The organism is Sphingomonas sp. KR3-1, assembly GCF_040049295.1.
In the GTDB taxonomy this organism is placed as follows: domain Bacteria; phylum Pseudomonadota; class Alphaproteobacteria; order Sphingomonadales; family Sphingomonadaceae; genus Sphingomonas.
Genome location: NZ_JBDZDQ010000004.1, coordinates 1 through 20,625, shown reverse-complemented (window position 1 = coordinate 20,625; position 20,625 = coordinate 1). Strand labels below are relative to the sequence as shown.

At 68.3% G+C, this 20,625-nt stretch carries 16 protein-coding genes; 7 read left to right on the top strand and 9 right to left on the bottom strand.

The genetic code is table 11. The features are described 5' to 3' along the window. Window positions 1–10: 10 nt before the first annotated feature. The gene (locus ABLE38_RS19280; protein WP_348975877.1) at window positions 11–2,422 is read left to right on the top strand and encodes a tetratricopeptide repeat protein; all 2,412 of its coding nucleotides are present in this window, start codon (window positions 11–13) and stop codon (window positions 2,420–2,422) included. Window positions 2,423–2,438: 16 nt separating this feature from the next. Here ABLE38_RS19280 and ABLE38_RS19275 read toward each other — a convergent pair whose 3' ends face one another. Continuing rightward, on the bottom strand, window positions 2,439–3,032 hold the full coding sequence (locus ABLE38_RS19275) for a cell wall hydrolase (protein ID WP_348975876.1): 594 nt from the start codon (window positions 3,030–3,032) through the stop codon (window positions 2,439–2,441). Window positions 3,033–3,434: 402 nt separating this feature from the next. Between ABLE38_RS19275 and ABLE38_RS19270 the strand changes: the two genes are divergently transcribed. The 6 genes from ABLE38_RS19270 to ABLE38_RS19245 all read left to right on the top strand — a co-directional run bounded on the left by ABLE38_RS19270 (window position 3,435) and on the right by ABLE38_RS19245 (window position 9,677). Beyond that, on the top strand, window positions 3,435–4,055 hold the full coding sequence (locus ABLE38_RS19270) for a hypothetical protein (protein ID WP_348975875.1): 621 nt from the start codon (window positions 3,435–3,437) through the stop codon (window positions 4,053–4,055). A gap of 371 nt (window positions 4,056–4,426) precedes the next feature. Next, window positions 4,427–4,948: an AraC family transcriptional regulator gene (locus tag ABLE38_RS19265; protein ID WP_348975874.1), complete on the top strand. Its 522-nt coding sequence runs from the start codon at window positions 4,427–4,429 to the stop codon at window positions 4,946–4,948. Between the two features lie 157 nt (window positions 4,949–5,105). Beyond that, complete coding sequence (locus ABLE38_RS19260) at window positions 5,106–6,368, top strand: glycosyltransferase family 1 protein (protein WP_348975873.1); 1,263 nt, start codon at window positions 5,106–5,108, stop codon at window positions 6,366–6,368. Continuing rightward, window positions 6,365–7,189: an FkbM family methyltransferase gene (locus tag ABLE38_RS19255; RefSeq protein ID WP_348975872.1), complete on the top strand. Its 825-nt coding sequence runs from the start codon at window positions 6,365–6,367 to the stop codon at window positions 7,187–7,189. Before ABLE38_RS19260 ends, ABLE38_RS19255 begins: the two co-directional genes overlap by 4 nt. Further along, window positions 7,186–8,562: a glycosyltransferase family 1 protein gene (locus tag ABLE38_RS19250; protein WP_348975871.1), complete on the top strand. Its 1,377-nt coding sequence runs from the start codon at window positions 7,186–7,188 to the stop codon at window positions 8,560–8,562. Before ABLE38_RS19255 ends, ABLE38_RS19250 begins: the two co-directional genes overlap by 4 nt. Before the next feature lie 23 nt (window positions 8,563–8,585). Next, complete coding sequence (locus ABLE38_RS19245; RefSeq protein WP_348975870.1) at window positions 8,586–9,677, top strand: polysaccharide biosynthesis/export family protein; 1,092 nt, start codon at window positions 8,586–8,588, stop codon at window positions 9,675–9,677. Window positions 9,678–9,722: 45 nt separating this feature from the next. Here ABLE38_RS19245 and ABLE38_RS19240 read toward each other — a convergent pair whose 3' ends face one another. The 8 genes from ABLE38_RS19240 to ABLE38_RS19205 form a co-directional block, all read right to left on the bottom strand. After that, window positions 9,723–10,382: an ABC transporter ATP-binding protein gene (locus tag ABLE38_RS19240; RefSeq protein WP_348975869.1), complete on the bottom strand. Its 660-nt coding sequence runs from the start codon at window positions 10,380–10,382 to the stop codon at window positions 9,723–9,725. Between the two features lie 90 nt (window positions 10,383–10,472). Then, the gene (locus ABLE38_RS19235; RefSeq protein ID WP_348975868.1) at window positions 10,473–11,420 is read right to left on the bottom strand and encodes a class I SAM-dependent methyltransferase; all 948 of its coding nucleotides are present in this window, start codon (window positions 11,418–11,420) and stop codon (window positions 10,473–10,475) included. A gap of 104 nt (window positions 11,421–11,524) precedes the next feature. Next, complete coding sequence (locus tag ABLE38_RS19230; protein ID WP_348975867.1) at window positions 11,525–14,038, bottom strand: glycosyltransferase; 2,514 nt, start codon at window positions 14,036–14,038, stop codon at window positions 11,525–11,527. Beyond that, window positions 14,035–15,285, bottom strand: coding sequence for a capsule biosynthesis protein (locus ABLE38_RS19225; protein ID WP_348975866.1), 1,251 nt, complete (start codon window positions 15,283–15,285; stop codon window positions 14,035–14,037). The genes ABLE38_RS19230 and ABLE38_RS19225 overlap by 4 nt, the downstream gene beginning before the upstream one ends. Before the next feature lie 4 nt (window positions 15,286–15,289). Continuing rightward, a complete protein-coding gene (locus ABLE38_RS19220) occupies window positions 15,290–16,072 on the bottom strand; it encodes an ABC transporter permease (RefSeq protein ID WP_348975865.1) in 783 nt (260 codons plus the stop codon). 23 nt (window positions 16,073–16,095) lie between these two features. After that, complete coding sequence (locus ABLE38_RS19215; protein ID WP_348975864.1) at window positions 16,096–17,367, bottom strand: glycosyltransferase family 1 protein; 1,272 nt, start codon at window positions 17,365–17,367, stop codon at window positions 16,096–16,098. Next, window positions 17,364–18,602: a capsular biosynthesis protein gene (locus tag ABLE38_RS19210; protein ID WP_348975863.1), complete on the bottom strand. Its 1,239-nt coding sequence runs from the start codon at window positions 18,600–18,602 to the stop codon at window positions 17,364–17,366. Before ABLE38_RS19210 ends, ABLE38_RS19215 begins: the two co-directional genes overlap by 4 nt. Next, window positions 18,599–20,128, bottom strand: a complete 1,530-nt coding sequence (locus ABLE38_RS19205) for a beta-3-deoxy-D-manno-oct-2-ulosonic acid transferase (RefSeq protein WP_348975862.1) — start codon at window positions 20,126–20,128, stop codon at window positions 18,599–18,601. The genes ABLE38_RS19210 and ABLE38_RS19205 overlap by 4 nt, the downstream gene beginning before the upstream one ends. Between the last annotated feature and the right edge of the window lie 497 nt (window positions 20,129–20,625).

Below are 20,625 nucleotides of genomic sequence, written 5' to 3'. Positions count from 1 at the left end.
GGGAGGCGATATGGGTTCGCATATCCTGAGCGGCGGCCACCAGGCCGAGGTGGAGGCGCTGCTCGCGCGCGGTGCCATGTTCCTCGCCAAGGGGAAGCCGGCCAATGCACTGCGCGCGTTCGACGACGCGATCGCGCGCGACCCGGGCAGTGCCGCGAGCTTCTGCCAGCGCGGCAACGCGCTGGCCGATCTCGGCCAGCTTGCCGCCGCGGTCGCGAGCTATGACCGGGCGATCCTGCTCGATCCGCAACTGGCCGAGGCCCATGACTGCAAGGGCGTCGCGCTTGCTGCCTCGGGCGCGTTCGAAGCAGCGCTCCAGTGCGTGGAGCGTGCGCTGGCGATCGCGCCGGAGGAGTTCAACGCTCGGAACAACCGCGCCAACCTGCTGCGCGAAGTCGGCCGCTTCGATGAGGCCTTAGCGGCATTCGATTTGGTGCTTGCCCGCGAGCCAGGCTTCGCCGCAGGCCACGCTAAGCGCGCGCTTACCCTCGCCGCGCTCGACCGGCACGAGGAAGCGCTGAGTGGCTTCGAGCGCGCCCTCGCCCTCGATCCCCGCAATATCGAAGCGCTGTGCAATCGCGGCATCGCGCTGAATCTTCTCGGCCGGTCCGAGGACGCGGTCCAGGCATTCCGCCAGGCGCTCGCGGTGCAGCCCGGCCATGTCGAGCTCCTGGCGCATCTCGGCATCGCGCTGGGGCGGACGAAGCGGCTCGACGAGGCAGAGGCTTGCCTGCGCCAGAGCCTTGAGCGCGATCCTGGCCAGATCGATATATGGCTCGAACTCGCCGTGCTGCTCGGACGGCAGCGGCGCTTCGACGAAGCGGGGCGCTGCTATCAACGCGCGCTGGCGATCGACGTCGACAACCTCGCTGCGCTCTGGGGTCTCGGCCAGGCACTGGAGGAACTCGGCGAGCTTCAGAGCGCGCTAGTCTGCTATGACCATCTCCTGTCGATCGCGCCGGACAATGCCGTCGCGCACCAGAGACGTGGCTTCCTGTGCGTCTCGCGCCGCGATCATGCCGAGGCGCTTCGTTCGTTCGATCGGGCGACGGAACTCGCCCCCGGCCTCGAGCATCACGCGGCGCGGCTGCATGCGGCAATGCACTTGTCGCAGTGGGAGGATTTCGACGCGCAGCTCGGCGCGATCCGGCACGCGGCGGATGCCGGCAATCCGGGGGCGCTGCCTTTTCCGGTGCTGGCGCTGGCTGATGATCCCGTGCTCCAGCGCCGATGTTCGCGGATTGTCGCCGAGGGCCATCCCCAGCGCCCGGCGGTGCCGCTCGGCAAGCGCTATCCGCGGCGCGAGCGTATCCGGCTCGGCTATTTCTCCGCCGATTTCCATCACCATGCGACGATGCAGTTGTTCATGGAAACGCTCGAGGCGCATGATCGCGACTGTCTCGAGCTCACTGCGTTCTGGTTCGGCGATGGCCGTGGTGACGCCTGGCGCGCCCGCACGGAAAAGGCGGTCGACGCCTTTGTCGATGTCCGGCTGAAGGACGACGCCGCCGTCGCGCAGATCGCGCGGGAGCGCGGGATCGACATCGCGGTGGACCTGAAGGGCTATACCCAGAATTGCCGCTTCGGCATCTTCGCCGAGCGCGCGGCGCCGATCCAGGCGAGCTATCTCGGCTATCCCGGAACCTCGGGAAGCGCGGCGATCGACTATCTGATCGCCGACGCTGTCGTCGTGCCGCCGGAGGGGCGGGGCGGCTTCTCCGAGAACATCGCCTATCTGCCCGGCTGCTATCAGGCGAACGCGCGCCTGGCGCCGGTCTCGCAACAGATCACGCGGCGCCAGGCCGGACTGCCCGAGCAGGGCTTCGTCTTCTGCTGCTTCAACCAGAACTACAAGATCGTGCCCGCGATCTTCGCGCGCTGGATGGCGATCCTGCGCGCGACGGAAACGAGCGTGCTCTGGCTCTGGGTCGACCATGCCGCCGCGCGACGCAACCTCGCGCGCTACGCCTTCGAAGCGGGGATCGATCCCGCGCGCATCGTCTTCGCGGGGAGCGAGCCGAGCGAGCGCCATCTCGATCGGCTGCAGCTCGCCGACCTCTTCCTCGACACGCTGCCGTGCAATGCCCACACCACCGCCAGCGATGCGCTCCGTATCGGCCTGCCGATCCTGACCTGCGCCGGGCAGAGCTTCGCCGCGCGCGTCGCCGCCAGCCTTCTCACGGCGATGGACGCGCCCGAGCTGATCGCAGGGGATCTCGCCGACTATGAGGCCCGCGCCGTCGCGCTCGTCCGCGATCCGACGCGGCTCGCAGCGATCCGCGCACGGCTGCTCGCGAACCGCGCACGCTCGCTGCTCTTCGATCCGGTCGCGACCGCGGGCAAGCTCGAAGCCGCCTATGCCGCGATGTACGCGCGCCACCACGCCGGCGAAGCCCCGCAAGACTTCCACCTGCCGGCATGACCGCGCGAAGCAGCGGCTATGGCTGGGCAGCCTCCGCGGGCGCCCGGGGGGCCAGGCCCCAGGGGGCGAAGGCGGGCGCTGGGGCCGCGCCTGGGGCGAACGCGGCGGGGCGCGCCGCCGGCATTGTGCCTGCGAACGACAGCGCTGCGATCGCCGGCGTGCTGCCGCGCCGGCGATAGAAGATATGCGCGCCGATCTTGGTCACGCGGTCGAGGCTCGGCGCCCAATAGGGCGAGACGTAATCGGCATGATAGTTGAGTGCATCGCCGACGACCGGCGTCAGCCGGCCGTCGATCACCTGCTCGGCGATCCCCCGTGCCTGCGTCATTACCTTGTCGGGCAGATGCCGCCGCAACGATCCGTCACAGGTGAAGGTGAACTGGCATCCGGTTTTCAGCGTCGAGCCGGCGAAGACCACCCCGCACACCGATTTGGGAAAGGCGGGGTGGCGGACGCGGTTGAGGACGACTTCGGCGACGGCCTGCTGGCCTTCCGGGCTTTCATATCCCGCCTCATAGGCGACCGCCAAGGTCAGGCATTCCAGCGCCTGGGCGCGGTCCTCGAGCGGCGGTGGAGCGGTTTGCGCCCGCGCGTGCGGCGTAGTCAGCATCGCTGCGAAAAGAAAGGCGAGGCCGAGTGCAGGCCAGGTCGATCCGCCAGGTTGTCCGGCGAACCCGATCACCCACGAGCAACGCCGGCGCCCGTGGAAACAGTGTTCGTGGCAAGAGGTCGCGGCATTCGTTCTTGCGCTGTTTCGCCAGAACTTGCCGGAGCGCACGATATCCTCCCCACCATTGTGATCAGAAAAATCGAATACGATCTTAATCTGTAATCAATTTATCTAATTCTGGCGATACATCGATCTAATATTCTCATGCAATATTGGCACAAAGCTTATTGCGCAAAGGTGTTTGCGGAAAATTTCTTACAGGATCGGGAATCTGATCAAGTCATTTTGTCGGAATTTGTCATTTCCTGTCACAAAATTTGAACTCGAGCATGGAGCTTTGAGATGATTGGCAAGATCGTCGCGATCGGCATGGTTTCCCTCTTGGGCCTGTCCGCCTTGGCCTGGCGCCAGTCGCCGCTTACGGCCTCAGGGGCGGTTGGCCCGGCACCGGCCCAGGCTCCGGCTTCCCCGCAATCGCAAGTTGCGCCGCCCGTATCGGCCAAGGCGGTGGGGGGCGCCATGTTGCCTGCCCGGCTGCTCGAATGTCGATTGGGTCGAATCGCCAATTTCGATCCCTCGCACGAACAGAAGCCTTCCGAGCTTGTCCTTGAAGGCAATCACCGCTTCGACCTGTTCCTGCCGTCGATACCGGTGCGCACCACGGAACCGCCACGCTCGACCCTGCCGCCCGAACCGGTCGATCCGCGCACGCGCATTGTCGCGGATCCCGATGGTATCGCATCCGGGGCCCTGGGCCGGCCCTTCGAGCGCGTCGTCGATTATTGGCCCGAGCGGGTCGAGATGACCACGCCGGTCGGCGGCGGCGCCGTGAACATGATCATCCTCCAGCGATCGGAAGCCAAGCCGGGGCTGGTCGACCTGTTCATGACCAAGGCGACCGATGCGGTCACTTGGGATCAGGAGCACCTCTATTCGGGCCATTGCAAGCTCGCCGCGCGCTGAGCAGAGCGCGGCCAGTACCCCGAAAGCTGGTCCGATACGTCAATCGTCACGGAGCTTGCAAGAAATACGATAGGAAAAGGCGCAATAGATTTGCAGGTCATTAATGATCATCGGCAAGAGTCGTCGATTTTTCGGTGAATCATTTCAACGCTTACTGATTGGCATTCATGTTTTTCGCTAAATGACGCTCCGTAGCGAAAAATTTTTTGGCGAACTCTGCCAGAAAAGCCCTGACCAGGTGTCTACGAGATAGGAAACCAAGTTTCCGGTTCCTTGGGAGCCCCGGGGGCAAGATCGCGTCGCGAGGTGCCTGTGCGCTACGCGGCCGACGCCCTGTGCCCGGATCCCATCCTTGCTCCAGGGAGGTCGCAATGGAGGAATCTATGCTGGTCGCAGGGGGTGTTGCTGCGAGTCAGGTACAGCCTTCGGATTCGTTCGAGCATCATTTGATCGTCGAGGAACGGGCGGAGCCGTCGCCGATCACGCCAAAGCCCAGGGCGCGGGCGCATCTTGCCGCATGGCAGGTCAAGCTGGCGCGGGACATGATGCTCGCGCAGATGGGAGACGGTCTTGCCCTTGCCGATGTTGCCCGCCGGCTCGGCATGTCGGTCAGCCACTTCATCAAGGGCTTTCACGAGAGCGAAGGCGTGTCCCCCTATCACTGGTTCGTGCAGCGGCGGATCGCCCAGGCGACGATGCTGCTGCGGGACGAGACGATCCCCTTGTCCAAGGTCGCCGACGAATGCGGCTTTGCCGATCAGAGCCACTTCACCAAGGCATTCACGCGCCTGCTCGGTGTCTCGCCGGGCCGATGGCGGCGAGCCTTGCGGAGCAGCGCGCGCGGCCTCGGCCCCGATTTGTCGATAATGGTGCTGACCTGTGGAAACGACTAGGGCCCGGCGGAGCGTATCCCGATAGTCCTGAGCGGCGGCACATCGTCGCGTGGACGAGCCCCGTCGAGAAGATGCGACCAGCAGATTTCAGCGCGATCGAAGCCGGCGGAGGATGTTGTGTCGCGCCGTGGGCAGGTCGGCGTGACGAGAGCATGCGATGAGCGCCGCGGCGCCGGGTATCGAGCGGCTTCGGCAGCTCTACGATCCTGATTATGTGCGCCGGGTCGACACGATCCAGGACGCGCCAGTGCAGGTCTGCCTCGAGACGCGGATGCTCGGCGCGGCCATGGGCACCGGTGTCGCCACTTATGCGCGGACGCTGGCGGCCTGCCTGCCGGCGGCGGGCGCCTCGCTGCTGTTGCTTGGCGATCAAGCCACTGACGATGCGGTGCTTCCGACGCGGCTCGGCCGCTGGCTCGCGGCGACCCGCACCGGCGCGCGGCTTGCCGCGGCCGAGCGGGCGGACGACGAGGAAGTACCGGCGCAATGGGTGGCGCGCGACCTCTTCCGTGAGGCGCATGTCTTCTTCAACCTGCACCGCCGCTTGCTGCCGGTCGAATTCAGCCGGCCGCCGCAAGTCATGCACTGGACCTATCCGCTGCCGCTCCATGTACGCGGCGCCAAGAATCTCTACACGGTGCACGATCTGATCCCGCTCACCCATCCCGAGCTCACTGCGATTCCGTCGGCCCGGCATGCTGCCGTGCTGCGCGAGATCGCGCGACACGCACATCGGCTCGTCACCGTGTCCGAAACCGTCCGGCGCCAGGCGATCGCGCACCTCCGGCTCGACGACGCGCGGGTGGTCAACACCTGGCAGGCGGCCGATGCGCCGCTCCAGGCCGATCCGCCCCTGCCTGCGGGCCTGCGTTCCGGGCGCTATTTCTTCTTCTGCGGCCGCATCGAGGCGCGCAAGAATCTCGATCGGCTCGCCAGCGCACATGCGGCGAGCGGGACGGCGCTGCCGCTGGTCGTGGTCGGCCCGCAAGTGCCGGGCGAGGCGCGTCTCGAGGCGAGGCTGCGCGCTTTCCCCGGCGTGATCCGCCTTCCCTGGGTGGCGCGTTCCGCGCTGCTGGGGATGATGCGCCGGGCGCGCGCGCTGCTGTTCCCTTCGCTCGCCGAAGGGTTCGGGCTGCCGATCGTGGAGGCGATGACCCTGGGCTGCCCGGTGCTTGCTTCGAACATCGAAGCTGCGGCAGAGATCGTCGGTGAGGCGGGCCTGCTGGTCGATCCGTACGAGTCGGGGCAGATCGAAGCGGCCATCCGCCAGCTCGACAGCGACGACATCCTCTGCGCCCGGTTGCGCACCGCGGGGTTCGCGCGCAGCCGGTTGTTCAGCCAGGAGCGCTACGCCCGCCGGCTCGGCGCGCTCTACGCGGAGGCGCTGGCCGCACCGCTCGATACGGGCGCCGGCGCGTGACCGGACTGCCTGCGCTGCTTCGCCGGAGAAGGAGCGCGCGGCGCCAGGCGGCGATCCGCGACAGGTGCGACACCGCCTATCTCGGCGATCACCGCGCGCTGGTCCGGGTGCTGGGGCGCTACAAGATGTTCGTCGACACGCGGGACGTCGATATCGGCGCGCATCTCCTGCTCGACGGCTTCTGGGAGATGTGGGTCACCGAGCTGTTGCCCAGGCTGATCCGGCCCGGCTTCGTCTGCGTCGATGTCGGCGCGCATGTCGGCTATTTCACCATGTTGATGGCCGATCTCGCGGGGCCCTCGGGGCTGGTCCACGCCTTCGAGCCCAATCCGGCGTTGCGCGGGATGCTCGACGACGCGGCGCGGGTGAACGGCTTTGCAGGGCAGGTGCGATCGTACGGCGATCCGGTGTACGACGCGGCCGGCCTCGCCGCCGAGCTGGTTGTCACGATAACGCAGCCGAGCGGCGCGCATGTCCGCATCCTGCCCGAGGGCGATCCGGCGGCCACGCTGCGGACCTGCCGCCTCGACGCGGTTGCGGGGCTCGATCGCGCCGATTTCGTCAAGATCGACGCCGAATCTTCGGAAGAGGCGATCTGGCGCGGCATGCGCGGCCTGCTCGACCAGCGCCGGCCGATGACCGTGCTGCTCGAATTCGCATCGATCCGCTATGCCGATCCCGCCGGGTTCCTCGCGGCGATCGCCGGCGAGGGCTTCGCACTCCATCGCACCGATCCCGGCCGGGGGCTGCGCCGGACGAGCGTTGCCGAGATCCTGCGTGCGCCGCCGGCATGCGAACTGATGCTGGTGCTGATCCGATGACCGGATTCGACTTCACCGGCGCGGATGGCGGGTTCCGGGTTGGCATCGACGGCCTCAACCTGGCGATGCAGCGCGGCACGGGCGTCGCCACCTATGCGCGCACCCTCGCGCGGACGGTGTCGGAGATCGGCCGGCCGCCGGACCTGGTCTTCGGCCTGCCCGTCCACCCGCGTGCGCCGCGCGACTTGCGCGAGACGCTGTTCTTCGCCGAGCTCGGTCGCGACGAGCCACCGGCCGAAGGGGAGGGGGCCGCGGCGAAGCGGCGCGAGCGGCTGCTGGTCTCGCCCTGGCCGCGTCGACTGGTCGAGGTCCCGGTCGAAGGCCGCGTCCGCGCCGAGGCCTTCTTCGATCGGCTGCCGTCCTTTTCACGGCTCTACAGCTTCGGCTCGCTCTGGTCGGTCGCCGCGCGGCACTTCCGGCGCTACGGCCGTTTCCTCACCGTGACGATGCCCGATCCGCCCGCGATCATGCATTGGACCTATCCGCTGCCGATCCGCCTGGCCGGGGCCGCGAATATCTATACCATCCACGATCTGGTGCCGCTGCGGCTGCCGCACACCAGCCTCGAGAACAAGCGGCTGCACGATCGGCTGTTGCGCGGCTGCGTGAGCGGCGGCGCGCGGATCTGCACGGTTTCCGAGGCATCGCGGCGCGACATCGTCGCGCTTCTCGGCGCCGATCCCGGGCAGGTGGTCAATTGCTACCAGTCGATCGATCCGGTGCCCGTCATCGCGCCGGAGGATCTGGCCGGGCGACTGCGCGCGCTGTTCGACCTCGAGGCACAGGGCTATTTCCTCTATTTCGGCGCGATCGAGCCGAAGAAGAATGTCGGACGGCTGATCGAGGCCTATCTGGCGAGCGAGGTCGCGACGCCGCTCGTCATCGTCGGCGGGCGGGCATGGCGTTCCGAGAACGAGCTGCGCCTCCTCGGCAGTTCCACCGCGCAGGGGCTTTCGGGCGCCGCCCGGATCCGCAAGCTGGACTATCTCCCGCGGCGGATGCTCGACCTGCTTGTCGCCGGCGCGCGCGGCGTGCTCTTCCCCTCGCTATACGAAGGCTTCGGGTTGCCGGCGGTCGAAGCGCTGGCGCGCGGTGTCCCCGTCATGACCTCGACCGAGGGTTCGCTGCCCGAAGTGGTCGGCAGCGCCGCGCTGCTCATCGACCCCTATGATGTGGACGCGATGGTTGCGGCGATCCGCAGGCTCGATACGGATGCCGCGTTGCGCAGAAGCCTGGCCACCGCCGGCCCGGCCCAGGCGGCCTGCTTCGCGCCTGCCAGGTTCCGCGCCAATCTTTCGGGGCTTTACCGCGGGCTCGCTCCGGCGACCGGCGTGGTTGCCCGACCCTCGCCTTCCGGGACGGCTATCGCATGACACTGCCTGCCTTGTTTCGCGCCATGCTTCTCGCGCTGCCCGTGCTCGCCGGCGGATGCGTCACCTTGCCGTCGAGCGGCCCGACCGCGCCCGAGATAGTGGCGATCTCGCGGCCGGGCGCCCGGCTGCCGGCGCGGCTGATCGAGCTCGACGCTGAAGCCTTGCTGGAGGCAAATCGTGCGTCGCTGCCGGCCGAGACGCTCGCCGGTCTGGCGGCGGAAGGTGCCATCGACCGGATCGGCCCAGGCGACGTGCTGCAGATTTCGATCTTCGAGGTGGGCACCACGCTGTTCGCCGCGCCGATGGCCGCCGCGGCCCAGCCTGCCGCGGCGGGGACCAACCTCCCCGCGATCACCGTCGCGGCGGACGGGACCATCCAGGTGCCCTATGCCGGCCGCATCGCCGCCGCGGGCGAGACCGCCCAGTCGCTCGCCAACAGCATCGAAGCACGGCTGGTCGGCTATTCCCAGCACGCCCAGGTCAACGTCGTTGTCCGCGAGAACATCGCCAATGCGGTGTTCGTGCTCGGCGGCGTGAAGACGCCCGGGCGCATTCCGCTGTCGCTGGCGCGCGAGCACCTGCTCGATGCCGTCGCGCTGGCAGGCGGCACGGTGTTCCCGGCGCAGGACACGACCGTGCGGCTCACTCGTGCGGGCCGCAGCGCCGAGATCGGCCTCGACGCCCTGCTCGCGGGATCGCCCGACGACCTGCTGCTGCTGCCGGGCGACCGGATCGAGCTGCTCCGCGAGCTGCGCACCTTCACCGTGTTCGGCGCGAGCGACAAGGTCTCCGAAATCCCGTTCGACGCACGGCGGCTGTCGCTCGCCCAGGCGGTCGCGCGAGCCGGCGGCCCCTCCGATCGCCAGGCGGATCCGACGGCGATCTTCCTGTTCCGCTGGGCCGCGGCAGGCACGCCCGGCGGGGCGCCCGTTCCGGTCATCTACCGGCTCAACATGCTCCATCCGGAAAGCTATTTCGTGTCGCAGCGTTTCGCGATGCGCGACGGCGACGTGATCTACATCGCCAATGCCCGGTCCAATCAGGCGAGCAAGCTGGTTCAGATCATCAACCAGCTCTTCTCGCCCTTCTACGGCGTGCGCGAGCTGACGCGATAAGGCGAAGCGGTCGCAGGGTCGGCGGCCGCGGCGCGTGCGATCGATTCAAGCCGCCAGCTGCTGCGCGTGATGCACTGCGATCGCCTCTTCGATCGTCGGATAGAAATGGAGCCGCCCCTGGTGGAGCACCGCGCCGGTGGTGCAATATTCCTGCAGCGTCATCGGGCTGTGCGACACCATCACCAGCGTGCCCGTGGAGCGGCGATGGGCGAGCGCGGCATGGCAGCGCTCGGCGAAGCGCTGGTCGCCCGCTCCGGTAACTTCGTCGACCAGATAGCAGTCGAAGTCGATCGCGAGGCTGACGCCGAAGGCGAGCCGTGCCGACATGCCCGCCGAGTAGGTCTTGACCGGCTGGTTGAAATAGTCGCCGAGCTCGGCGAACTGCTCGACAAAGGCCAGCAGCCGATCGATCGGCTGGCGATAAATGCGCGCGATGAAGCGGGCATTGTCCGCACCGGTGAGGCTGCCCTGGAAGCAATGGGTATAGCCGATCGGCCATGAGACGCTCATGCCGCGGCGAATGGTTCCGCCGCTCGGATGCTCGACGCCCGCGATCAGCCGGAGCAGCGTCGACTTGCCTGCGCCATTCGCTCCGCAAATCCCCAGCGCCTGCCCCGGGCGGATCGTGAAGCTCGCATCCTGGAGGACGTGATTGGTCAGTCCACGGCCATGATAGGTCTTGCTCACGCGATCGAAGCTGATCATGCGCCAGTCCCTTCTTCGAACCGCGGATCGCCGGCGCCTTCGCGCGCGCGGTCATCGCGTGTCCGGATAGATCCCGCTTTCATGGGAGGCTCAGGCTTTCCGAGCGAAAAAGGCGTAGGAGAAGCCGATCGGCCCGATGCGCCCGTCGGGAACCACTTCGACCGGCGTCAGTCCGTGCTTCGCCAGCGATGCGAACACTTCCCGCTGCGGGAGCGCATGCATCTCCATCTCATCCTTGCGCCCGACGCCGGCAAGATAGGAGTCGGTATCGAAGCTGTAGCCACTAAGATGGCAGGGAAGCTGGAAATAGGCATAGCCGCCGGGCCTCAGCCGGCCCAGCCCCGCATCGAGGAGCAGGCGCATGATCGGCGGCGGATTATGCTGGAGGACGATCGTCGAATAGAACAGATCATAGGCGACATCCTGCTGAAGGAAGTCGGGCAGGAGCATCAGGCGCGCATGCGTCGCGCCCTCCGCGTCGAGGCGCGCCCGCGCGATGGCGAGATGCTCGGTGCTGATGTCGATGCCGAGATACTCCGAGAAATTCCGCGCAAAGGCAGTGCCGACCCGCGCGACCCCGCAGCCCAGTTCGCAGACCGACCAGGCCGGATCGGGCTCGACGGCGTTGCGCCGGCACAATTGGCCGAATTCCTCGATCTCGGCGGCGCCTGTCGTGTAGAAATGATCGATATTGGCGTCGGTGATGCTCCCGGCGCGATAGGCGGGATGCGTCAGCACCGAATAATAGGCGTCGTCGCGACCATAGCGGCGCCACACCGTTTCGATATGATCGATGAGCCTTTGCTCCCGCGCACCGTCGATCGCATGCTCGATGTTCCGGGCATCCTGCGTCGCCTGGATGTAGCGGCTGGCCGAAAAGGCCTGCGCGAGTTGCCTTTCCGGTGCGTTCGTGAAGCGCCGGATGAGCGTCCAGAGGTCGGGGCCGTCGGCAAGATGCCCGATAGCGGTTTCGAGGTCGTCCATCTCCCGTCCGAGGAATTGCCGGTAGCAGTGCGCGACATCGTCGAGCGTCGCCATTCGGTCGGCGGGGCCCGCGTCTGTCGGGGACGCTGGCGACGGCGATGGCGACAACAACTCGGTCATGGACTCGGCACTCCTACGCTTAGGGCGGTGAGAAAATGTCAGCCTTGTGTCGCAGGCGGCTTCGCGCCCGCTTCGCCCGGGCGGCGGTACTCGGTCGATCCCGGAGCGCGGCCGCCGAATTCGAGGTCCGCCAGCGTGCCCAGCGTCAACGCTTCCACGAAGGCCAGCCGGGCCGGGGCATCGTCCTCCAGGCAAAGGAAGAACCCCGCCACGCCGACCGACACCACGCGCGGATCGCCTCCCTCGGTCACCTCGCCGAGATCGATGCTCGTGCTGCTGCCGATCTCAAGGCGGAGGACGCCTGTGGAGTCGGGCACGAGCGTCATCATGAGCCATTTGAACTCGCCGGGCTTCAGCTCGCCTTCGATATCGATGGCCGGGTTCCCGGTGTCGATCGTGAAGCGCAGCTCGCGCCGGGGGATGCCGTGCAGCTGCAGGTACAGCCGGATCGGCACGCCGGGCGCGTCGGTGCCTATCTCCAGCCGTCCGCCCTGCGGCTTGGTCCAGCATCCCCAATTGTCGGGCCCCCACCAGCCGTCTCCCGCACGGAATATCTCGGCCGATCGCATGCCGGGCCAGATCGTCGTGGCGTAGTTGCGCTTGAGCGGATGCCAGGCGCCGAGCCGGGCGACGGGGATGCTGGCCTGCGTCTCGGGATCGCGCGCGTGCCAGCCCAATGCGGCGTCCGCCATGTCGTTGGCGACGTCGCTCCAGGCCCGCGGCGCGAACTCGGCAGCGATCCGCCGCTGCAGCGCATCGCGATAGCCATGGTCGCGGACCAGCCGGTCAAGTGCTTCGGTGAACGCCTCGGCATCCCCGGATCGGAAATAGACGGCGTGCGTGCCGCCCGCTTCGGGCAGCGACGAGGCATCTGAAATCAGCGCGATCTTGCCGTGGCAGAGCGCCTCGGTCACCGGCAGCCCCCAGCCTTCGTACCGGCTTGGGTAGATAGTAAACAGGCAGGCGCGGTAGAGCAGCTCGAGCTCGGCGTCCGACAGGCCCGACAGCATCACGACGTGCTCGCGCAGCCCGGCATGGCTCTCCAGGCGCGCATAGACCGCATCGTTGAGCCAGCCGCGATTGCCGACGCACACCAGCTTGGGCATCGCGGACGAGCCGTGGCGCTTGAGCAGCGCGATCCAGGCCTCGAAGGCAAGGAGGTGGTTCTTGCGCGATTCGATGGTCGAGACGAACAGGACGAAGCCGTTCGGCTTGAGGCCCCAGCGGGACAGGTCGCGCACGGGCGCCGGAACCAGGTCCGGCTTGCGGCAATCGGCATCCAGGCGGACCACCGCGATGTCGGTCGGATCGATCGCATGGCCCAGGATTCCGGCGACGTGCAGCAGGTCGCGCCTGGTGGATTCCGAATTCACCAGGAAATGGTCGGCATGCGCGAACGCGCCGATCGCCCAGCTGACGAAGTCCTGGGTCAGTTCCTTGACGCAATGTTCGCCCGCCATGACCGGGATCAGGTCATGGACGAAGGGCACGTAGCGCACGCCGCGCAGGGCCTTGGCCTGGCGGACGAAGAGGAAGTAATTCTGGAGCCACCAGGAAGTGCCGAGATTGATCAGATAGGCGCCACGCGGCATCTCGATCGGTTCGGCGGTGGCCAGGCGGAGGTGCAGCCGGGCGAGCGCGCCGATCCATTCCGGCGCGTCGCGATCGCCGCCGGTCAGGCTGAGCCGCGCGAGCGCGACAAAGCTCGCCGCCGGGATTTCGAGCCAGTCGTCGCGCGATTCGATGAAGGCGCAGATCTGCACGCGGAAGCCGTCGATGCGAAGCGCGCTGCCGATCGTCTCGATCTGCACGCGCTGGATGCCGGTCGGCAGCCGGGCGTTGCGGAAATAGGAGATCAGGTCCGATACGTCGAACACCAGCGCCGGCGTGGCGGCGGCGTCTTCCGACGCTTCGGGCACCGGCAAGGCCTGCCCGGCGCCGCGCACGAGCTGGATCAGCGCCTGGACCTGGTCGCTGGCGACGTTTCGGTCCTGCGCGGGGAGGGTACGGAGGAATGCGTCGATCTGGCGCAGCGATCGTTCCGCTTCCCGCGCGTCGGGCGCACCGTCGCTCTCGCCTCCTTCCGCGCCTTGGTCGAGCGCGGCGATCAGCGCGCGCATCTGCGCGCCGTCGCCATTGCCGACCAGCTGGGCGATCTCGCGCAGTGCGTCGGGATGGCCCGGCTCGTGCCTGAGCGCCTGCATATAGCTGCGATTGGCGGCGGCGCGGTCGCCGCGCTCCTTGTGGAGATGGCCCAGGTGCAGCCAGGGATCGGCATCCTCCGGCGCAGCATCCGCTGCGATCTGATAGGCTGCCTGGGCCGCATCCAGGTCGCGCTGTTCCTTCAGCGCGTGGCCGAGCTGGACCCAGACATGGCTGAGCGAGGGATCGGTATCGAGCGCGGCGCGGTAGGCGCCGGCCGCCGCCGGCCAGTCCCGGGCATCGCGTGCCTTGTTGCCCGTGGCGATCATCCGGTGGACATGCGGCGTCACCGCCACGCCGGCCGATCTGCGCAGCTTGAACGGAAGGTTGCGGATCAGGTCGCTGGTCATGCGGCATGCTCCCGAACACCGGCGAGGATCAGCCAGCCGATCGCATAGGCCAGCAGCAGCGCGAAGAAGACGGTGCCGATCAGCTTCATGCGCTTGGGGTAGAGCGCCTTGCCCGGCGCATTGGGCTCGACGATGCGCACGAGGTACAATTGCTGGCGCAGCGCCTGTTCGCGCGCGGTATCGAGCGCCGCCGTCGCGGCTTCGTAGCGTTTGGCGGCCAGTTCCTGGCGAAACCGTATTCCCTCGAACCGGCCAAGCCCGCTCGCGGTGGCCTGTGCCGATCCGGTGAGGCTCGCCTGCGCCGCGCCGACCTGCTGTTCGATCGCGCGGACTTGTGCTGCCTGGGCGACATATTGCGGGCTGTCGGGCCGCACCGCGGCAGCCATGCCCGCCAGGCGCGCGCGCGCCTGGGCGAGGTCGCTCTGCATCTGGGTCACCATCGCGATGCGCGCTGCGCTGGTGCGTTCGGGGTCGGCATCGCGCGCAGACTCGCGCAAGCCGCTCAGCGCGGCCTGGGTGTCGCTGACGCCGGCTTCCGCAGCCTGCAGCGATTCACGCGCGGCGGCCAGGCGGCTCTCGAGAAGGCGCTTGTTGAACTCGTTCACGCGCCGCTCGCCGATGACCAGCAACGCTTCCGCCAGGCGTTGTGCGTCGGCGCCGCGAAACCCGCGCACGGCAACGCGCGTGATGCCGGCGTCGCGCCCGACCTCGACGTCCACCATCGTGCGGTAATAGCGCAGCAGCGTCTCGGGCGGGGCGTTGTCCGCAAGCCGCGAGAAGATGTCGGCGTCCGGCCGGCGGAACATCGCCCGCAGTCCGACCGAGCGCTCGAGGCTCGCGACCGCGTCGTGCGACAGCAGATAGTCGACGACGGTCTGGCTGTCGGCGGCGGTCGGATTGGGATCCAGGCCGAGCAGCTGGCCGAGCCCGGAGCCGGCCGAGCCGCTCTGGCCCGCCGTGCGGATCACGAAATGCGTCTCGGACTCATATTGGTTCGCGACGACGCCATATTCGAAGATCGCCACGGCGAGCGTGGGCAGCAGCACGAACAGCGCAAGGTTCCGCAGCCATGCGAGCCGGCGGTGCCAGGGTTCCGGCCCGCCGGGCAGGTTCTGCTCGAACTGGCGCAGCTCGTGCACGGGCCCGCGCTCGGGGTTGAAGCGCAAGGCGGGTTCGTCGGGCGGTGCCGCCGGCGCCTCGATCAGGTCGGTTTCGTGCTCGGTCGGATGAAGCGGGATCGTTGCCATCGGTTCAACTCAGATGAACGTGTTTGCGGACGATGCGGATCGAGATCAGCCCCAGCAGGCTGAGGGCGAGGCACCAGAAGCTGAGATAGGTCAGGTCGAAATAGGGGCTGCGCACCGAGGCGAACTGGCCGGCGTGGAACAGCTCGAATATCTGGTTGAGCGGAAACCAGGACAGCATTCCCCGATAGGGCTCGGGTATCCATTCGAGCAGGAAGAACGTGCCCGAGATCGGCATCGCGATATAGACCAGCGGGTGCACGAACTTGCCGAACGCCTTGCTGAAATAGGATGCGGCACACACCGGCATCGCCAGCGCGAAGGAGAACCAGGCCATGTAGCCGAAGCCGGCGAGCATCGTCAGCGGCGACGCGGGCACGCCGCCGAAGCCCAGCGCCCAGGACAGGCTCAGCAGGACGATGAGTGCGAGCAGCGTCGAGGCGACTTCGAGCAGCATGCGGGCGGCAAGCATGTCGAAGATCGTCACCATCCGGTGGAACAGCAACGGCTTGTTCGACTCGAGCGCTGTCTCGGCGCGCGAAATCACCGAGCGAAACAGCATGAACATGCAATAGCCACCCAGCGCGAACGGCACCGGATACAGGTCGCTGCCGCCATGCGGCTTTTCCGCACCGTGCAGCGCCGCGACCGATATGGCGAGCAGCATCGGTTCGACGAGGAGCCAGGCATAGCCGATATTCTCGCGCCCATAGCGCGTGTGCAGCTCGCGCAGGATCAACGCACCCAGCACCGCGCCCTGGACCTCGAGGCCTCGGAAATACCGCGCCAATTCGCTCCGGGCGTGGGCCGTCATCACGATCGCGCGACCGTGTCGACGAACGCCAGCGTACGCTCGATATGGTCGTCCCATGTCGGGCGTCGCGCGCACCCCAGCCGCGCGAGCTGGGCAGCGCGGGCGGGCGAAGCGGGATCGGCATAGTCGAGAATGCTTCGGCGCCATCCCGGACCGTCGAGCGGATCGAGATAGTCGGGCACGTCGCCGCCGGCTTCGCGGTGCGCCGGGAGGTCGCTGGCGATGACCGGCGTCCCGGCGGCAAGCGCCTCGGCGATCGGCAGCCCGAATCCCTCGGCGAAAGACGGCATCAGCAGCGCCGATGCGCCGGCGAGCCATGCTGACAGCGCCCGATCCGGAACCCGTCCGAGCTCGCGAACATGCGGGCCGAGCAGCGCGCAGCGGTCGAGCAGGTGGAACACGCTCTGGTTTTCCCAGCCGCGCCGCCCGATGAGGACGAGCTTGGGTATCGGCCGCGTGCCTGCGCGTTCCGCGAGCTGCCGCCAGAGGTGCAGCAGCAGGAGATGATTCTTGCGCGGTTCGATCGTGCCGAGGCACAGGAAATAGGGCGCTTCGATCGGCGGTGCGGCTGATGCCGTGGCGGCAAGCGGGGCAGCGGCAAGCGAATTGACCATGAGTGGCGGGACCGGCTCCCCGACGGCGCTCAGATAGGTCGTGAGCGCGTCCCCGGTCGCTTGCGAATTCGCGATAACGCCGCCGGCGTGCCGGGCCACACTGATCATCCGCCGGGCGTGGCGATGCGGACCGTCCGCGCGGGCGAAGGCAGGCTCGGCGATCGGGATAAGGTCATGCACCAGGCACACCAGCCGGGCATTCTCGCGGCGTAGCCGGGCGCCGACCTTGTGCGGACTCTCGAGCGCGCTGGGCGAGATGTGGAGCAGGACGCGGGCGCGCGCAGCCGGCATGATCGGCCGCGGCCGCAATCCTGCGAGCGCCGCGAGCAGATGCCGCCAGCCGGCCGTTCCGGTCTCTCCGGCGCCAATCTCGTTCCAGCGCCTTTCGGTCGCCTCGAGGAAGCGCAGGACCGCGCGGCGATCGAGCCGGCCATAGGGGCCAAACGGATGCGTCGCGGCGAAGTGCAGCCGCTCGGGCGTGCGCGCGAGCAGTGCCCGTGCGTAGCAGAGCTCGATGCGGTCGATGCCGGTGGGGGTGGGATGCCGCACCCGCGACAGCAGGCGCGTGAGGTCGAGGACGATTTCGGGCGCGACCGGCAGGACCCGCCGCGGATCGCCCGGACAGGCTGTCGGGCCGAGCAGGATCTGCGGCTTCATGGCAGCGCCCGCACTGGTTTCGCAGCCTCGACGCGCGGCATCGCATCGCCGGCCGACAGCATCCGCGTGACTGCGGGCTCGATCAGCAGCGCACGCCCCTCGCGGCTGCTGAACCCGCCGCGAAGCAGGCAGCGATGCGCGAGCACCCGGCGGAACGCGGCGAATATCTCGACCTGAGGCTGTCCAGGCGCCGCCCAGAAGCCGTCGAGCGGGCCCTGGTGGGTGATGCCGGGGACATCATAAACGGCACGGCCCAGTACCTTGACCGGCACACCCGCGGCGAGCGCCAGCGTGCCGGTGGTGCTGTTCACGGTCACCACGCCGTGCGCGCGGGCGACGAGCGGCGCGATGTCCGCGCACTCGAGATAGCGGACCCGGTCGGCGATGCCGCGCGCCGCGGCTGCGGCTTCGATCTGCCTGCGCCAGTCGCGCAGCCCGTTGTCGAGCGGATGTTCTTTGAACACCAGCATCGGCCCGGTGGGCGCATGGGCCGCGAACGAGGCCAGGATCGCGTCGATGGCGTTTTCCATGCCGTCGAACGGCGAATGGATGCGCAATTGATAGTCCGAGTCGAGCTGCAGCGGCACGACGAAATAGGGCCCGGCCAGTGCGCGGCGCACTCGGCCGCTCCGCCACAGCGCGAAGGGACGCCGTGCGAAGCGGCGCAGCCACCCTGCCGCTTCCGCCGCGCCGCGGAACGGACGGTGCGAACGATAGTGCCTGAACCGAGGCGCCAACGCGGCGGTCGCGCCGTAATAGGCGAATGCCTCGCGTGCGCGCTGGGTGAAGCTTGCGGGCACCGGCGGGAGCGCCGGGACCGGCGCAAGGCCCGCCGCGGCCCGACAATAATATTCGGCATCGCGCGGCAGCGGCGAATGGCCGTTCACGCCGCTCTGCTCCAGCGTCACCCAGTCGGGGCGGACATACCCCTCCTCGAACACATGCACGGTGATCCCCCGCGCGGCCGCGAGGGATGCCGCGGCGAGGTGCAACGGCCGGCAATCGCCGAACAGCACGAGGTCGGAGATATCATGCTGTTCGATCAATGCTTCGGCAGCCGATGGCCAGCATTCGGCTTCCAGCCGGAAATCGATTGCCGGCCCGCGCCAGTCGAGGCGATCGCCGCCGTTGAAATTCACGCGGATCACATCGCTTCCAGCGCAGCGCAGCGCCGCGGCCAGCTGCCGGAAAAAGGGGCCGGGCGGTCCCTGAAGGAACAGGAATCGGCGCTTCATGCCGCGCGCCTCAGCACGCCGCGCGCCTTGCCTTCGATCCGCCGCAGCCGCGTGAGCAGCGAGGCGCGTGGCGCGGCGCCTGCCAGGCATTCGACGAGCCGCTCGGCCGAGCAGGGGAGCCCGGTACCGGGGTCGAGATAGAGCGGGTAGAGCAGCAGGGCCGCCGCGACCAATGCGTCGAGGCTGAGCCGCCGCTCGCGGCGCTGCACCGCCACCAGGTCGCGGGTCAGGCCCCAGCCGGCATAAAAGGGCGCGCCATGGCAGGTGACGGCGCGTTCGCGCAGCAGTGCCTCGAACCCCGCGAGCGAGGTGAGAACATGGACTTCATCGACGCAGTCGAGCAGCGGTGCGAGGCTACATGGCGCGTCCAGGATCTTGTCGGCAAGCCCGCGCACGTCGCGATCGAGCGCGCCGCGGCGATGGCCGGCGAGCACGTCGGGATGCGGTTTGTAGACGAGATACGCGTCCGGCGCGAGCGCGCGGGCGCCTCTGAGCAGTCCCGAATTGCCCAGGCCCGCGACATCGCCCAGCCGTACCGACCGATCATCGGCGACCTGGCCGATCACAAGGATGCTGCGCCGGCCCGGCGGCAGGACCACGGGGCTTTCGCCCCCGGCGCGGCCATATTTGCCGATGCCCGCGGCGACTATCGCCGCGCGGAGGGCCGCGGCGCGGCGCAGCAACTCCGGCGGGAACGGATGCTGCGACAGCAACGCTTCGAGGTCGCTGGGCCGGGAAGGGTCGTAATGGACTCCCTGGCGATCGACGGCGATCGATTGTGGCGGCACCAGATCGACACCCAGGCCCAGCGAGCGGAGGAACCCGTCCTCGATCCGCACGATCGGCACGTCTGCCGCTGCCGCGCTGGCTTCGAAGCCGGGTGGAACGCGCGAGGGCCAGATCGCGACCGCGGCGTTGCCCGCCCGCGCCTTGGCCAACGCGTCGGCAGTCCCGTTTGCATGGTGCGGCGTGTCGGAACCGCGGGCGAGGAATCGATCGATCTGGCCGCGCTTCCAGGCGCGCATTCCCAGCTGCACCGCAATTCCTGCGGTCACCTCGAGGTGCCGCCGCCATTCGCCGAGCAAGTCGATCGCCGCTTCTGCCGATATCGCCGCGCCGTTGAAGGGCTCGTGATAGTCCAGCCCCGCGACGAGCATGTCCCAGGCGAGCGCCTGCCGGGCCTCTGCATCGCGCGCCAGCGGTGCGCCGGTGGTGGAATCGGTAGCGGGAATGCCGCGCAGCCGGGCGAGCACTGCGAGCGCTTCGTCCGGTGGCGCGATCACCTGGGCGGCGTGGTCGAGGATATGCCAGGGATCGATTTCGCCCGTCAGAATCCTGGCCGGGTGCGCGGCCGGCGGCACTTGGTGCGGCGCGTCGGTCCACAGGACGATCGTGCCATCGGCTGGCAGGCGCAGCGGCGGAATCTCGCCCGCGCGACACTTCACGACGATACAGCCTTGCGCCAGTGCCGGCCGCGCGCCCCAGAAGCTGCCGCCGACGCGCGCCTTGCACAGTCGCTCGATCAACGCGTCGGCCCGTTCCGCCCGCGCGGAGCATGCACGGTCGACCGGGCCGCGAACCGTTGCCAGCGGAGCCCGAGACCGCCGCGCAAAGGCCGGCGGTGCCTGCAAGAGCGGAAGCGTGATCCGCGTCATCGCCGCAGCCGCCCGCCGAACATGGCGCGAAGAACCGCGGCGGCGCGCATCGGGGCGACAGAGGCGGTCATGGTTCCAGCAAGTCTGCGATCGCAATTTTCGCAATCGCTATCGCAGGCGCTGTCGGCGACCGGGCTGGGGATTCCCCCAGCCGGGCAAGAATTAGACAAAAGAGCCGGATCGCCCCGCGTCTGGAGGCGTGGGTCGGTCACTCCACCGGCGCTGGCGCGTGGATCGGCCCCGAAGACGAAACGCGGCGCGGGGGGAGTTGGGATTCCGTACCCCGCGCCGCGTTACGGGTTCGTCAGAACCCGATCTTGACGCGGACGGAGGCGCGGCCCTCGCGGGTGTTGTCGCCGGCCGAGCCT